Origin of the sequence: Nocardia asteroides (genome assembly GCA_019930625.1) — a bacterium.
Taxonomy (GTDB): Bacteria; Actinomycetota; Actinomycetes; order Mycobacteriales; family Mycobacteriaceae; genus Nocardia; species Nocardia sputi.
The window spans coordinates 722,117-736,874 of record CP082844.1 but is presented as its reverse complement, the minus strand read 5'-3'; the positions used below and the strand labels follow the sequence as shown (position 1 = coordinate 736,874).

Sequence of the window (14,758 nt, the reverse complement as noted above, 5' to 3'; positions counted from 1 at the left end):
GAGGATCTCGAACGCCGGCCCGATGCTTCGAGCGCCTTCGCCGAGCTCGTGCGTCATCGAGGACTCGCCGGTCGTCGTGGACCGCGAGCGGCGGGGGACGAATGCAGCGCGGCGCCGTGATCCGGCCTGGGTCGAAGCGGGTGCTCGCTGTGTGGTGCCCGGACTGGCCCGCGGTCGCCGCGGCGGCGACAGCGGGACTGCCCGCCACGCGGCCGGTGGCGGTGTTGTTCGCCAACCGGGTGGTGGCGTGTTCGGCGATCGCGCGAGCCGAAGGCGTGCGCCGCGGCTTGAAGCGCAGAGAGGCGCAAGCACGATGCCCCGACCTGTTCCTCACCCAGCAGGATCAGGATCGGGACGCGCGACTGTTCGAACCGGTGGTCGCGGCCGTGGCCGCGGCGATGCCCGGCGTGGAAGTGCTGCGCCCCGGGTTGCTCGTGCTCGGCGCGCGCGGTGCGGCGCGGTTCTTCGGATCCGAGGAGACGGCGGCCGAGCGCCTGGTCGACGCCGTGGCCGTGGCCGGGGCGGAAGCGCAGATCGGGATCGCCGACGAGCTGTCCACGGCGGTGATCGCCGCCCGGCGCGCCGAGATCGTGCCCACGGGGGCGGGAGCGCGTTTTCTCGCACCGCTGCCGGTGGGAGAACTCGCGGTCGAGCCGAGCCTGGCCGCCCCGGAACGCGCCGACCTCGTCGATCTGTTGCACCGCTTGGGTTTGCGCCGCATCGGTGACTTCGCCGCGCTTTCCGCCGCGGAGGTCGCCTCCCGGTTCGGGACCGACGCCGTGCTCGCGCATCGCTGCGCCAGGGCCGAGCCGGAGCGTCCGCCGTCCGCGCGGCAGCCACCGCCGGAGCTGGTGGTGGAGTACCGCTGTGATCCGCCGATCGAGCGGGTCGACGCGGCCGCATTCGCGGGTCGCCTGCTCGCCACCCGGCTGCACGCCGCGCTCGCGGCTGCCGGGCTGGCCTGCACCAGGCTTTCGGTGCACGCGGAAACCGCGGCGGGAGAGCATCTCTCCCGGATCTGGCGATGCGCCGAGCCGCTCACTCCGGAGGGCACGGCGGATCGGGTGCGCTGGCAGCTCGACGGCTGGCTCACCCGGCGGGACGGTGCGCGGCCCACCGCGCCGATCACGGTGCTGCGGCTGGAACCCGTCGAGGTGGTCACGGCGGGCGCGCTGCAACTCGGGTTGTGGGGCGGGGCCGGGGAGGAGGACGAGCGCGCCCGCCGCGCGCTGATCCGGGTGCAGGGGCTGCTGGGCGGGGAAGCGGTGCGGATCGGCGTGCTCAGCGGCGGACGCGGCCCCGCCGAACGAATCACCATGGTCGCGCTCGGCGACGAACTCGTCCCCGCGGCCGACCCCGCGCAGCCCTGGCCGGGCCGGCTGCCCGAGCCCGCCCCCGCCGTGATCCTGCTGAACCGTCCGCTGGTGCGGTTGGAAGCCGCCGACGGCACGCTCGTCGAAGTCACCGACCGCGCCATGTTCGACGCCGACCCCGTCCTGCTGCGCTGGGGAAGCAAACAGTGGCGGCTGACCGCCTGGGCGGGACCGTGGCCGGTGGACGAACGCTGGTGGGCGCCCGATTCGGACGACGCGGAATTCACCGCTCGCGCACAGGTCCAACTCGACGCCGCCCCCGACGCCGGTCGAGTGCTGCTGCTGGTCTACCACGACCGAACCTGGCGCGCCGAGGGGCTTTACGACTGACGGCGCAGTGGGTGGACGGCAGCGAGTTCACGCCGGACGCGACCACACCGTCGCCATGGTGAACGGATGTCCGCGCAGGGCGGCCCATTTCGGCTTCCGGGCCACGAACGCGTCATCCACCAGTGCCTCGGCGACCTCGGTGAGGACCCATCCGGCGGCCAAGCCTGCCGACAGGTGCTCGCTGATCAAGTGCAAGTGGGTGCTGATCGCCACCGGTTCGCCGGAAGGATCGGTGTAGTGCGTCGGCATGCCGGACACCATGATGAATTGGGGGTGGTAGCTGACCAGTACACACCGCGCGCCCGGTGCGGCCAGCCGCCACGCCTCCGCGTAGAACGGCGCCAACTCCGGTAGGTGTTCGTCGATCAGCGACGCGATCACCAGGTCGTAGGCGCCTTCCGGCAGACCGGTGGACCGCACGTCGGCGAGGGTCAGCGTGGTGTGGACGTCGCGTTCGGCGGCCAGCGTCAGCATCCCCTGGCTCACGTCCACCCCGTCGATGTGCGTTATCCCGTGGCCCCGCAACCACGTTCCGGTGCGCCCGGTGCCGCAGCCGAGGTCGGCCGCGCGCCGCACCCGGCCGAGGTCGAGGTGCAATCGCCCGAGCAAAGCGAGATCCATCTCGTCCAGAACCGTCTGCTCGTAGGTGGGCGCCCACCCGTCGTACCCGGTGGCGACGTCGACGGTGCGGTAGTCACGGCGGTCGAAATCGGCGAAGGAGGGCATGCGGCCGAGTATCGTTGCGGGCTCGCACCCACGCCAGGCATTTACCGAGCCGCGAAACACCGTTGTCACCTTGGGTGCCGTGACATCGGTGCTCGGAAGCACTTCCCCCACCATGTTTTTGCCGGGGAGTGATCCGCGCTACACCGTGCAGGCGAGCGCATGACGGCCAGTATCCTCGTTGGTCGTGGATTCGACGCTGGACCAGGTGGCATTCGGAGATGTGCGGATCGCCTTTCGGGATTCGGGAGTGGGCGCGGTCAGCGACATCCCCGTGATGCTGGTGCACGGCATGGGCGGCGACGGGCATACGTGGGACCGGTTCGCGCGTGTCCTGGTGCAATCCGGACGCCGAGTGCTCATACCGGATCTCCGCGGGCACGGCCGTAGCTCACACGCCGATTCCTATCGCTTCGACGACTTCGGTGAAGATCTGCTGCGCCTCTGCGACCATCTGGAGTTGCCCGCGGTGGATCTGGTCGGGCATTCGCTCGGCGGCTACGCGGTCTCGCGCGTCGCGCAGGACCGGCCGGAGCTGGTGCGCAGGCTGGTCATCGAGGAGTGTCCGCTCCCGCTGCAATCCGGCGCCGAGGAATTGCGCCTGACCCGTCGCTTCCCCAGAGTGCCCGAACTGTGGCACGCCACCTCGAGTCTGGTCCGGCACCCGCGCGCGGTGATCGCGTTCGACCGCTCCATGACGAAGACCGCGTTGGAGCAGTTCCGCAAGCCGAACCCGGAGTGGTGGGACCGGCTCTCCGACATCACCGCGCCGACCCTGGTGTTGTGCGGCGGGCCGGGCGGCATGGTGGATCCGGATAAGCTCACCGACCTGCGAGCCGCCCTGCGGAACTGCACGGTGACCACGTTCGCTTGCGGGCACAGCATCCATCGCGACCGCTACTGGGAGTTCGCCGCCGCCGTCCGGCCCTTCCTGGCGGGCTGAGCAGGGGCCGCGCGGTCGACGTTCAGCTGCCGGGCACCGCCGTCCCAGGACGGGAGCGTCCGGACAGCCGAGTTCACCAATGCGTCCCGGGCACCCACCGGGCAGCGCGCCGCAGTGCTGTCCCCGTGACGCGGCGGGCGGTCGACCGAGGCCGGGGCCGGGTGAGCGTGGCGGCGGGTTCGGCCGGCTCGTCGCCGGACGCGGTCTGCTCGCCCTTGGCCGCGGGGGAGTCGGGCAGGGCGCGGTAATAGCGGTGCAGAATGCGGTCGCGGATCTTCGGAGTGAGCAGCGCGCCGTATTCGGCGATGGTGCCCAGCGGCACATCGATACGTTTGGGCCGTTCGGTCAGCGCGCGCACGACGGTAGCGGCGGCCCACTCGGGAGACTCGGCGGGGCCCTGATCGCCGCTCGGGGCGATCATCGGCGTGCGCACCAGCGGCATGTGGATGGTGGTGAACGTGACGCCGTCGGCCATGGTCTCGACGGCCGCGACCTCGGTGAACTTGTCCAGCGCCGCCTTGCTGGCCAGATACGCGGAGAATCGCGGCGTGGCCACCTGCACGCCGGCGCTGCTGATGTTGACGATGTGCCCGAACTTGCGTTCCCGCATCTGCGGCAGCAGGGCCAGGGTCAGCCGCAGCGCGCCGAAGTAGTTGACGGCCATGGTGCGTTCGAAGTCGTGCAGCCGGTCGGTGGAGCGGTGGATGGCGCGGCGGATCGAGCGGCCCGCATTGTTCACCAGCATGTCCACGTGGCCGTGCTCGTCCAGGACGGTCTCGATCACGTGGTCCACCGAATCGGAATCGGTGACGTCGCAGGAATACCCGTAGGCCGAGCCGCCCGCTGACCTGATCTCCTCGACCACGGAGGCGAGTTCGTCACCGCGGCGGGCGAGCAGGAACACAATGGCGCCCTTGCTCGCGATCGCCGTCGCCGCTGCCCGGCCGATGCCGGAGGACGCTCCGGTGATGAGGACGTGTCGCCCGGTGAGGTCGCGGTCGCGGCGCCGGGCGGGGTCGGCGGATGCGTCGGTCATCGCTGCTCCTTCGCAGGTCTGGTAGGCAAGAACTTACTCCGAGGTAAGTTGGGTGCCAAGTGCTCCTCGTCACAGTCGGGCCTGCTCACCTGTTGTGCCAGTGCGATCACTGAGACCGGGCGGATCGCTTCGTCGTCCTCGGCTGGCCCCGCTGTCGAGGAACGTGATCGTCGGCCTGTGAAGTGCGAGATGTGTTCCGCAAGCCGGGGTGATCCGGGGACGGTTATGCGGATGGTCGCTCGGGAAGCGCCAGGCCCAGGATGCTGGTCAGGTCGCGTAGGCATTCCTCGTAGACGGGTTCGAGATCGGAGTACGCGAAGTCCAGCTGGTGCAGGACCTCCATGCACAGCAGCCCGTACAACCGGATCCAGCAGGACAGGAACACGTGCGCGGCCTCGGGTGGCAGCTTTTCCTCGATAGCGGCCGAATAGGCGATGAGCTGCTCGCGTAAGGACGGGGGCAGTTCGGCCGGATCGGGCACCGGGAAAGGGCGCGTCTGCCACAGTTCGATCGTCAGATCCAGTAGCACCCGCTCGAACCGTTGCCCCGCTCGGTGGCGTTCGGAATCCGGTTGCCGGTTCGGCGGTGCGATCGGGGCGGCGAAGATCCAGCCGAACTCGGCCGAGTGAGTGATCGCCCAAGCGCGCATGGCGCGGCAGACCGCCAGAATGCGCTCGCCGATCGGTGCGTCGGCGTGAGCGTCCCGGACCTGTTCCATCGTGGCGGCCAGCTCATCGAAGAGGTCCGCGGTCACCGCCCCGACCAGCGCGTCATGGCTGGAGTAGTAGTGATAGAGAGACGGCCCGCTCATCCCGACCTGTCTGGCGACCGCGTTGATGGTCACGGCCGCCGACCCCTGCTCGACCAGGAGTTTGCGCACCGCGTCGTGGATTTCTTCCAAGGTGGCCTTGCGCATCCGCTCGCGCCTGCCGCCGGTTCGTGTCGACATCCTCGCCCTTCTTTCGATCCAGCACGCCTGTTGACAGCTTAGACACTCTTTGATTGTCTAATGGCTCTAAAAGATTTAGAACCTCTAGGAGTTGGCGTGGATCGTTGGTGGTGGGTGTTCCCGGCCGTGGTGCTGGTCACGACGGCGGTGTGGTGGCGGCAGTCCAGGTCCGCTCGTCTGTGCGATGGCGGCGGGGCGGCCTGCGATCGGAAGGGGCGGCGATGAAGGCGCTCGTGGTGGGCGGCGGTATCGGCGGGCTGGCCGCGGCCGTGGCGTTGCACCGGCGTGGCTGGCAGGTCGAGGTATTCGAGCGCGCGCAGGAGTTCACCGAAATCGGTGCGGGGCTGTCGATCCAGCCCAACGGGGTGCGTGCCCTCGACGCGCTCGGCCTCGGTGATCGGCTGCGCACCGGCCGACGGGCCGGCCCACCGCTGGGCATCCGCAGTGCGAACGGGGCTTGGCTGATCCGCAACGACGTCGATGACCTCGAACGGCGCTTCGGCTCGTGGGCGATCCTCCACCGCGCCGCACTGGTGGACATCCTGCGCGCGGCCGTGCCCGCGCACGTGCTGCGGCCGGGAACGACCGTGCGGCAGGTGCTGTCCGACGGCACGGTCCACCACGACCACGGCACCGCCACCGCGGATCTCGTGATCGGCGCCGACGGTGTGCACAGCGTGACCCGGCGGTCGGTCTGGCCGCAGGCGCCCGGACCGCGCTACGTCGGATACACCACCTGGCGCCTGCTCACCGCACCTCATCCGGTCGAGGGAAGTGTCGAAACATGGGGCAGAGGCGAACGATTCGGGTACGTGCCGATGCCGGACGGCCGCGTCTACTGCTATGTGATGGCCAACGCTCCGGCTGGATCGCGCGCGGGCCTGGATCGGCTCCGCGCACTGTTGGCGGGCTGGCACGACCCCATTCCGGCTCTGCTCGACGCCGCGCCCACGGATGCCGTTCTGCAGCACGACACCCATGAACTGCCGAAGCTGCGCACGTACGTCCGCGGGCGGGTCGCGATTCTCGGTGATGCCGCGCACGCCATGGCTCCCAACCTGGGGCAGGGTGCGTGCCAGGCACTCGAGGACGCGGTCACGCTCGCCGGGGCCGTGGACACCCTCGGCGTGGACGCGGGGCTGGCGGAATACGACCGCCTCCGCAGGCCGCGCACTCAGAGGATCACCCGGCTCTCGCGCCGGGTCGGCGCTCCGGCGCACTGGACATCACCAGCGCTGGCAACGCTGCGCGACACCGCTCTACCGCTGCTGCCCAGCGCGCTCTTGGGTCGCTCGATCACCCCCGCTTACACCTGGGCGATCTGAGTCTGCGCGAGAAACGCGGCACCCCCGTTACCTGAGAGACGAAAGGCCCGCTCGATGCCCCTTCCCCGAATGGTGATCGCCGCCGTCGCGGTGATCACGATGGTCAGCGCCGTACTCGCGGACCTGGTCATCCCCGATCTGGCCGCACAGCACGCCTTCAATCCCGGCTGGCCGCCGCACGCGAAGTTCCACGACGCCCAGTACATGGTGATGACGGTGCTCCTCGGCGTGATCGGCCTGACGCTCACCCTGCGGCCGGGCCTGGATCCGCGCGGCCGGCTGCTGTGCGCCGCCGCGGTTGTGGCTACACCGTGGCTCGGCATGATCGGCGCGCTCTTGTTCCCCGATACCGCGACCCACGATCCCGAGTTCGCCGACCGCACCCTTTTCGTCCTCGGCCTGCACGGACAGGTCTTCATGGCGCTCATCCTGCTCACAGCCCTGCTCGCCGCGAGCATGGCGCCGTCGCGGCGCCCGAGCACCGCCTGAAATCGCCGCCCGCAACGACGCCGCTGGTTCCGGAGAACCCCACGCGCGCGGGAATTTTCCCGGGGCGAAACGTATCGAACAACGGTCGAAACGTTCGAACATATGTGCGATACTCAGCGGCATGTCGGACGATCGGATGGCGGAGGTGTTTGCCGCGGTGCGGCTCGGTGGCGTCGACCCCGCGGCGGGGCGACGGGCGTTGGAAAAGCTCTGGGACGAGCTCGGCGAACGCGCGGATGCCCTGCACCGCTGCGTGATCGCCCATCATCTCGCCGACCTCCAGGAGGAGGCCGCCGAGGCGCTGCGCTGGGATCAGCGCGCGCTGGCCGCGGTGTTCGGGCCCGGCGTGCCGCTGGACGAAGGCCTGCGCGGCTTCCTGCCGGCGCTCTATCTGAACCTGGCCGACAGTCATCGCCGGGTCGGCGAGTTCGAAGTGGCCGGAATGCAGTTGGCCATCGCGCGCGGACATCTCGACGTCCTGGCCTCTGATGCCTACGGCGCGCTCATCCGAGCTCGCCTGCGCGGCGTCGAGGACGCCTTGGCCGCCGGTTCCGTCGAACCTCTCCCGGCGCGCTGACCTGCCTGTACATCGCCATTCTTCGAATGTATGTTCGAGGTGAGGAGGTGGGTTGTGGGCTGGGGCAACGGTCCGCCCAGCTGGGCGGAGATGGAGCGGGTGCTGTCCGGGCGGTCCGGGCGGACGAGTCCCGACGCGATGTATCCGGGCGACGGCGGCGACAGCCCGGCGTGGTCGCGCAAGCGCGGGGAGTACCGTCCCGAGCCGGTGCGCCGCGCCGAGGAATCGCCGGTTCCGTACGCGGAGTTGCACGCGCATTCGGCCTACAGCTTCCTGGACGGGGCGAGCCATCCGGAGGAGCTGGTGGAGGAGGCGGTGCGGCTCGGCTTGGCGGCGATCGCGCTCACCGACCACGACGGCTTCTACGGCACCGTCCGTTTCGCGGAGGCGGCCAAGGAATGGGGGATGCCCACGGTCTTCGGAGCCGAACTGTCGCTCGGCACGGCAGACGAACCGCGCCTTTCCGGCACCGAACGCGGGCACGCCGCCGCCCGCGACTCCGCACCGCGCACCGGCGCGCCGGACCCGGCCGGGCCGCACCTACTGGTGCTGGCCCGCGGCCAAGAGGGTTATCGCAGGCTCTCCCGCGAGATCGCCGCCGCGCACATGGCCGCGGGAGAGAAAGGCATCCTGCGCTACGACCTCGATACGCTCACCGCGGCGGCCGAGGGGCACTGGCACATCCTGACCGGATGCCGGAAGGGACACCTACGCCGAGCGCTCGAACTCGACTTGCGCACCGGCAGCACCCGGCTCGAGCGCGCGGAAGCCGCGCTGCGCGAGCTGACCGACCGCTTCGGCGCCGACCGGGTGAGCGTGGAACTCACCCACCACGGCATCCCGGAGGACGACGAGCGCAACGCCCACCTCATCGCTTTGGCCGATCGCCTCGGGCTGCCCGTGCTCGCCACCACCGGAGCGCATTTCGCCGCACCGGGCCAGCGCCGCCGAGCCATGGCGCTCGCGGCGATCCGGGCCAGGCAGAGCCTGGACGAGATAGCGGGCTGGCTGGCCCCGGCGGGCGGCGCGCACCTGCGGTCCGGAGCGGAAATGGCGCGGTTGTTCGCGGACTGCCCGCAGGCGGTGGCGAACGCGGTGACCCTGGCCCGCGAATGCGCCTTCGACCTGAAGCTGATCGCTCCGCACCTGCCGCCCTTCGACGTGCCCGCCGGACACGACGAGCAGTCCTGGCTTCGTGAACTCACCATGGCGGGCGCCGCGGCGCGCTACGGCGCCCCCGAGCGGAACCCGGAGGCCTACCGGCAGATCGAGCACGAGCTCGCGGTGATCGGCAAGCTGGAATTCCCCGGCTACTTCCTGGTGGTGCACGACATCGTCAGCTTCTGCAAAGACAGCGACATCCTGTGCCAGGGCCGCGGTTCGGCGGCCAACTCCGCGGTCTGCTACGCGATCGGCATCACCAATGTCGACCCGGTGCGCAACCAGTTGCTGTTCGAGCGCTTTCTCTCCCCGGAGCGCGACGGTCCGCCGGATATCGATGTCGATATCGAATCCGACCGACGGGAAGAGGCGATCCAGCACGTCTACCGCAAGTACGGCCGCGAGTACGCCGCGCAGGTGGCCAACGTGATCACCTATCGCGGCAAGTCCGCGGTGCGCGACGCCGCACGGGCGCTGGGTTTTTCGCCCGGTCAGCAGGACGCGTGGAGCAAACAGGTGAGCCGCTGGACAGGTGTGGGCGCCGAGACGAACACCGACATCCCCGCCGAGGTGCTGGAACTGGCCGCCGACATCGAGGGGCTGCCCAGACATCTCGGCATCCACTCCGGCGGCATGGTGATCTGCGACCGGCCGATCGCCGACGTCTGCCCGGTGGAATGGGCGCGGATGCCCGGCCGCAGCGTCCTGCAGTGGGACAAGGACGATTGCGCGGCCATCGATCTGGTGAAGTTCGACATGCTCGGGCTCGGCATGCTCTCCGCGCTGCACTACATGATCGACCTGGTGCGCGAGCACAAAGGCGAGACCGTCGAGCTGCACGCGCTCGACCTGGCCGAACCCGAGGTCTACGAGATGCTCTCGCGCGCGGACTCGGTCGGCGTCTTCCAAGTCGAGTCGCGCGCGCAGATGGCCACCCTGCCCCGGCTGAAACCGCGCAGCTTCTACGACCTGGTGGTCGAGGTGGCGCTGATCCGGCCAGGCCCGATCCAGGGCGGGTCGGTGCATCCCTACATCCGCAGGCGCAACGGCGTGGAAGACATCGTCTACGACCATCCGGCGCTGAAGAATTCGCTGGAACGCACGCTCGGCGTGCCGCTGTTCCAGGAGCAGCTCATGCAGATGGCCGTCGATGTCGCCGGATTCACCGCCGTCGAGGCTGATCAACTGCGCCGCGCCATGGGGTCGAAGCGCTCTACCGAACGAATGGAGCGCCTGAAGTCGCGGCTCTATCAAGGCATGCGCGAGTGCCACGGCATCACCGGCGCGGTCGCCGACCGCATCTACGAGAAGCTCTACGCCTTCGCGAATTTCGGTTTCCCGGAGAGTCATTCGCAGAGTTTCGCCGCGCTCGTGTACTACTCGTCCTGGTTCAAACTGCATCATCCCGCCGCCTTCTGCGCGGGTCTGCTACGCGCCCAGCCGATGGGTTTCTACTCACCGCAGTCACTTGTCGCCGACGCCCGCAGGCACGGGGTCGCGGTGCACGGTCCCGATGTCAACGCCAGCCGCGCCGAACCCACCCTCGAGGCGGACGGCGCCGAGGTGCGCCTCGGTCTCGCCGCGGTCCGCCAGATCGGCGACGACCTCGCCGAGCGCATCGTCACCGCCAGGGGCGAGCGACCCTACACATCGTTCCTCGACCTGACCGGTCGGGTGGAACTCACTGTCGCCCAAGCGGAATCGCTCGCCACGGCGGGCGCGCTCGGCAGCCTCGGCATCACCCGACGTGAAGCGCTCTGGGCGGCGGGCGCCGCCGCTGGCGAGCGTCCGGACCGGTTGCCCGGTACCGGCGCGGTCACCACCGCGCCCGCCCTGCCCGGCATGAGCGATCTGGAGATGGCCGCCGCCGACGTCTGGGCCACGGGCGTCTCGCCGGGCAGTTATCCGACGCAGTTTCTGCGCCCGAAGCTGGACGCTCTCGGCGTCGTACCAGCCGAGCGCCTGCTCGACGTGCCCGACGGTTCCCGGGTACTGGTGGGCGGTGCTGTGACGCACCGGCAGCGTCCGGCCACCGCGGAAGGCGTCACCTTCCTCAACTTGGAAGACGAGACCGGCATGGTGAACATCGTCTGCTCGCTGGGGCTGTGGCGCCGTTACCGCCGCCTCGCCCAAGGCGCTGCCGCCCTGCTCATCCGCGGCCGGGTGCAGAATGCCGAGGGCGTGGTCAGCGTGGTCGCCGAACATCTGCAGCGGATGGATCTGCGGATGACATCCAAGTCGCGCGACTTCCGTTGAGCCAGTGCTTTAGAGAAGTGTTAGAAGCGTTCTAGGAAATGCTCATGCGGGGCTGTCCGCGCAGCGTAAAGGGCTACTGTGCCAGGCATGAGGAAGCTTGCTGTGCTGTGCGTCGGCGTGCTGGGGTTGATTCTGCTCGCCGGCTGCGGTGACGAGGACGCGACGCCCGCCCCGGATCGGTCGTCGGCGATAGTCACCGGGCCCGCCCCCGCGATCGTGCCTCCCGGGGTCCACGAGCTGGCGCCGCCGAAGCGGGACAACTCCGGCGGTGAACCGATGTCCGCGCGCAAGGAGGTGATCACCGGCACCGTCGAGATCACCGCCGACGCTCCGGTCGCCGCGGCCGGCACGATCATCGACCGGGTGCGTGCGGCGGGCGGCCGGGTCGACAGCCGTACCGAGCAGCCCGGCACCGACGACACCGAGCCCAGCGCCACGCTCGTCGTCCGGATGCCCGCGGACAAGACCGACGCGTTCATCGCCGACCTCGGCGGCGTCGGGCAGGTCACCCGGGTCACCACCAACCGCGACGACGTCACCATGCAGTGGGAGGACCTGGACGCCAGGATCAAGGCGCTGCAAACCTCGGTCGAGCGGCTGCGAGCGCTCATCGCGGGCGCCACCACCACCTCCGACCTGATCGCCGCCGAGCAGGCGCTGTCCAGCCGCCAAGGCGAGCTGGACAGCCTCACCGCGCAGAAGCGGCGGCTCGACGACCAGGTCGCCCTGTCCACGCTGACCATCGAGATCACCAGCGAGCACAACAAGTCCGACGACGATCCCGACAGTTTCTGGGACGGCATCGTCTCCGGTTGGCACTCCTTGGTGAACTGGTTGCAGGACGCGGTCGTGTTCAGCGGCAAAGCGATTCCCTGGCTCGGCTTCCTCGCGGTGGCGGTCGCCGTGGTGTGGGGCATCGCGCGGCTGGTGCGGCGTCGTAAGCCCGCTTCGAGCAGGGAAGAATCCGCACCGGCTCTCGCGGAGCCCGCAAGCAGCGCCGCATCCCCCCAAGACGCGGAAACCAGCGCAGGAGGCAAGCGTGCCCACGGTGGTAAGGGCGACGATCAAGCCGAACAGCCGTAAAGGCCCGCTGGTGGAAACCCTCGACGACGGCAGCCTGCAACTGTACGTGCGGGCGCCCGCGGTCGAGGGTAAAGCCAACAAGGCGGCCATCGAGCTGCTCGCCGAGTATTACGGAGTCCCCAAGTCCGCCGTCCGCCTGACAGTGGGCGCGACCTCCCGCTTCAAGCGCTTCGAGATCGACGGTCCCTGACGACCCACCCGCTGCGAGCCTGCGAATGCCTGGGCACGGCAGATGATCAGACGCCGCCGGGGAAGCCGAGTTGGCGCCATGCTTCGTAGACGGTCACCGCGGCCGCGTTGGAGAGGTTCATGGAGCGGCGGCCGGGGAGCATCGGTATACGCAACCGCTCGGTGATGCGTGAGTCCGCCAGCACCTCCGCGGGCAGGCCGGTGGGCTCGGTGCCGAACAGCAGCACGTCGTTCTCGCGGTAGGACACGTCCGTGAACCGGGTGGTGGCTTGGGTGGTGAACGCGAAAACCCGCTCCGGGCGCAACGCCTCCCACGCCGCCGCCAGATTCGCGTGCACCGTCACCGCCGCCAGATCGTGGTAGTCCAACCCGGCCCTGCGCAACTTCGGCTCCGACAGCTCGAACCCCAACGGTTCGATCAGATGCAGATGACACCCGGTCCCCGCCACCAACCGGATCGCGTTGCCGGTATTCGGCGGGATGCACGGCTCGTGGAACATCAGATGGAACACGGGTGTCAGTCAATCAGGTCGCCTGAGCCACCGACCGCGTCGGTCGGTCAGGCAGCAGTCGGAGCGGAACCGGGTGATTGGTTCGGACCGCGCTGAAGTGTCGGCGATCCGATGTTGCTACTTCGTTCACGTCAAGTCGTTCGGCGACTGCCAGGACGGCGGCATCGACCGCACCGAGCGGAAAGTCGGCGTACTTTCGAACCAACTCGGCCATCCGCAGCAAATCGGCACGGGTGAGATCAACGAGTTCGATTTCCTCGTCGGCTATAGATTCCAGGAATCTGGGCTCAGCCGCAGGTCCGACCCGGGTCTCCAGAAAATAGCAAACTTCTGCGAGAACTGGACCTGGGACCAGTAGGGGCCCGGGGTGCGTCTCGAGGAGATCAAGGCAGCGTCGATGATCCGCGTCGTTCTTGTTGAGCACAGCGACGAGCGGGCCTGTGTCGCAGACGATCATTCGGTTTGCCTACCACGTTCCTCGCGGAGCAACTCTTCCGATCTCACCGCTAGATCTGGCTCAGCATGCATCATGCCGGCAAACGAGAGGCGTCGACGCCGCTCACCTGGAGGCTCGGTGACGGAGCCCCCTCAGCGGTGTCGGCAACGACCAATTGCGACGCGACAGCCCGCAACGCATGCGCCTGGTCCGGTGTGAGTCGATCGACCAGGCGATGCAGGTCTTCGTAGTCGTACGCTGCGGTCATGGGACTGATTGTAGTGAGAACTGCACGCTATAGCGTCGGCTACGCGCTACCCTGCCGGAGCACCGGACACTACGGGCTGTCATGCAGTCGCTGACCTTTCTGCGAACGGTGACCCGCGGATTGTGAAGGTGCCGCCACAGCGGTGGCGCCGGAGCCGAGCGCTCCCGCATTCCGGGATGGATGTCAGCTTTCGCGGATGTCGATCCGCTCGCGGTCGGGCGTCAGCAGCTGGATCAGCGCTGTGATGCTCTGCTCGCCCCGGCCCTCGGCTACCGCTCGGCGCAGCAGGTCGTGCATCGGAGCATGCCAGGACATGTCGACGCCCGATTCCGCGCCGAGCCGCTCGTCATCGCCGATCGCGGTGTGGAACAACGCGATCGATGAGCCGAGCCGGGTGTAGTCCCGGCTGTCGATCTCGTCGGCCATGATCGGTAGCAGTGACTCGATCATCTGTAGCCATTTGATCGAATACGGCACCATGGTGCCTGCTGCCAGACCGCGCGCGGACAATACCGCCGCGCCTTCGAAGAATCCGAGCAGTGCGGGGAGAAGTGTGGCGCCGACGGCGGATTCGTAGAGAGCGGCCAGGTCCGGTTCGGCGCCCAGATGGACGAGGTCGCCACCGAGTGCCCGCAGTGTCTGTTTGTGCTCGTCGAAGACGGCTTCGTCGCCGCCGAAGTACAGCAGCGTGTCCGGCTTTCCGACGGCCGCAGGTACGTTCTTGATCGCGCCCCCGAGGAAACGCGCCCCTCGGCCGGTCGCCCAGCGCGCGAAGTCCCGCGCGTCGGCAGGGGCGCCGCTGTTGAGAGTGATGAGGGTTCGCCCGCTCAGCTCGGTCTCTGCGGCGGTCAGGCTGTCGCGGGTCGCCTGAAACGTAGTCAGACAGGTGATGATCAGCGGGCTGGCGGTGATGGCGTCGGCGATGTCGAACTGCTGGTGCGCGCCCGCGTCCACCAGCGGTGCCGCCCGCTGCGGGCTGCGATTCCACACGGTGGTCGAATGTCCCGTCGCGAGGAAGGCTTTTGCGAGGGCGTAGCCCATCGAACCCGTGCCGAGCACGGTCACCGCGGTCTCTTGATCGATCATGCGACTCCAATCGTGCCGTGTC

General features: G+C 69.0%; 15 protein-coding genes. 8 read left to right on the top strand and 7 right to left on the bottom strand.

Annotated elements, in window-relative coordinates:
• Positions 1–101: 101 nt before the first annotated feature.
• Positions 102–1,703 carry a DNA polymerase Y family protein gene (locus K8O92_03485; GenBank protein ID UAK33074.1) on the top strand — a complete coding sequence of 534 codons (1,602 nt, stop codon included), beginning with the start codon at positions 102–104 and terminating at the stop codon, positions 1,701–1,703.
• A 27-nt stretch (positions 1,704–1,730) separates the two neighbouring features.
• On the opposite strand, the gene K8O92_03480 is transcribed toward K8O92_03485, so the two are convergent.
• Positions 1,731–2,429, bottom strand: coding sequence for a class I SAM-dependent methyltransferase (locus K8O92_03480; GenBank protein UAK33073.1), 699 nt, complete (start codon positions 2,427–2,429; stop codon positions 1,731–1,733).
• Between the two features lie 184 nt (positions 2,430–2,613).
• Between K8O92_03480 and K8O92_03475 the strand changes: the two genes are divergently transcribed.
• Positions 2,614–3,369, top strand: coding sequence for an alpha/beta hydrolase (locus K8O92_03475; protein UAK33072.1), 756 nt, complete (start codon positions 2,614–2,616; stop codon positions 3,367–3,369).
• A 73-nt stretch (positions 3,370–3,442) separates the two neighbouring features.
• Here the strand turns inward: K8O92_03475 and K8O92_03470 are convergent, their stop codons facing one another.
• Entirely contained in the window at positions 3,443–4,405 is a 963-nt protein-coding gene (locus tag K8O92_03470; protein UAK33071.1) for an SDR family NAD(P)-dependent oxidoreductase, read from the bottom strand.
• Positions 4,406–4,628: 223 nt separating this feature from the next.
• Positions 4,629–5,354 carry a TetR/AcrR family transcriptional regulator gene (locus K8O92_03465; GenBank protein ID UAK33070.1) on the bottom strand — a complete coding sequence of 242 codons (726 nt, stop codon included), beginning with the start codon at positions 5,352–5,354 and terminating at the stop codon, positions 4,629–4,631.
• A gap of 221 nt (positions 5,355–5,575) precedes the next feature.
• On the opposite strand from K8O92_03465, the gene K8O92_03460 reads away from it, so the two are divergent.
• The 6 genes from K8O92_03460 to K8O92_03435 all read left to right on the top strand — a co-directional run bounded on the left by K8O92_03460 (position 5,576) and on the right by K8O92_03435 (position 12,435).
• Positions 5,576–6,679, top strand: a complete 1,104-nt coding sequence (locus tag K8O92_03460) for an FAD-dependent monooxygenase (GenBank protein ID UAK33069.1) — start codon at positions 5,576–5,578, stop codon at positions 6,677–6,679.
• Positions 6,680–6,769: 90 nt separating this feature from the next.
• Positions 6,770–7,168, top strand: coding sequence for a hypothetical protein (locus tag K8O92_03455; protein UAK35413.1), 399 nt, complete (start codon positions 6,770–6,772; stop codon positions 7,166–7,168).
• 121 nt (positions 7,169–7,289) lie between these two features.
• A complete protein-coding gene (locus K8O92_03450; GenBank protein UAK33068.1) occupies positions 7,290–7,745 on the top strand; it encodes a hypothetical protein in 456 nt (151 codons plus the stop codon).
• A gap of 54 nt (positions 7,746–7,799) precedes the next feature.
• A complete protein-coding gene (locus tag K8O92_03445) occupies positions 7,800–11,162 on the top strand; it encodes an error-prone DNA polymerase (protein UAK33067.1) in 3,363 nt (1,120 codons plus the stop codon).
• 87 nt (positions 11,163–11,249) lie between these two features.
• The gene (locus tag K8O92_03440; protein UAK33066.1) at positions 11,250–12,245 is read left to right on the top strand and encodes a DUF4349 domain-containing protein; all 996 of its coding nucleotides are present in this window, start codon (positions 11,250–11,252) and stop codon (positions 12,243–12,245) included.
• Positions 12,202–12,435 (top strand): DUF167 domain-containing protein, encoded by a 234-nt coding sequence (locus tag K8O92_03435; GenBank protein ID UAK33065.1) that lies wholly within the window; start codon positions 12,202–12,204, stop codon positions 12,433–12,435. Before K8O92_03440 ends, K8O92_03435 begins: the two co-directional genes overlap by 44 nt.
• A 46-nt stretch (positions 12,436–12,481) precedes the next feature.
• On the opposite strand, the gene K8O92_03430 is transcribed toward K8O92_03435, so the two are convergent.
• The 4 genes from K8O92_03430 to K8O92_03415 form a co-directional block, all read right to left on the bottom strand.
• A complete protein-coding gene (locus K8O92_03430; protein ID UAK33064.1) occupies positions 12,482–12,946 on the bottom strand; it encodes a tRNA (cytidine(34)-2'-O)-methyltransferase in 465 nt (154 codons plus the stop codon).
• Between the two features lie 13 nt (positions 12,947–12,959).
• Positions 12,960–13,403 carry a PIN domain-containing protein gene (locus K8O92_03425; protein ID UAK33063.1) on the bottom strand — a complete coding sequence of 148 codons (444 nt, stop codon included), beginning with the start codon at positions 13,401–13,403 and terminating at the stop codon, positions 12,960–12,962.
• Between the two features lie 70 nt (positions 13,404–13,473).
• Entirely contained in the window at positions 13,474–13,650 is a 177-nt protein-coding gene (locus K8O92_03420) for a hypothetical protein (protein UAK33062.1), read from the bottom strand.
• 183 nt (positions 13,651–13,833) lie between these two features.
• Complete coding sequence (locus tag K8O92_03415) at positions 13,834–14,736, bottom strand: NAD(P)-binding domain-containing protein (GenBank protein ID UAK33061.1); 903 nt, start codon at positions 14,734–14,736, stop codon at positions 13,834–13,836.
• Positions 14,737–14,758 lie beyond the last annotated feature (22 nt).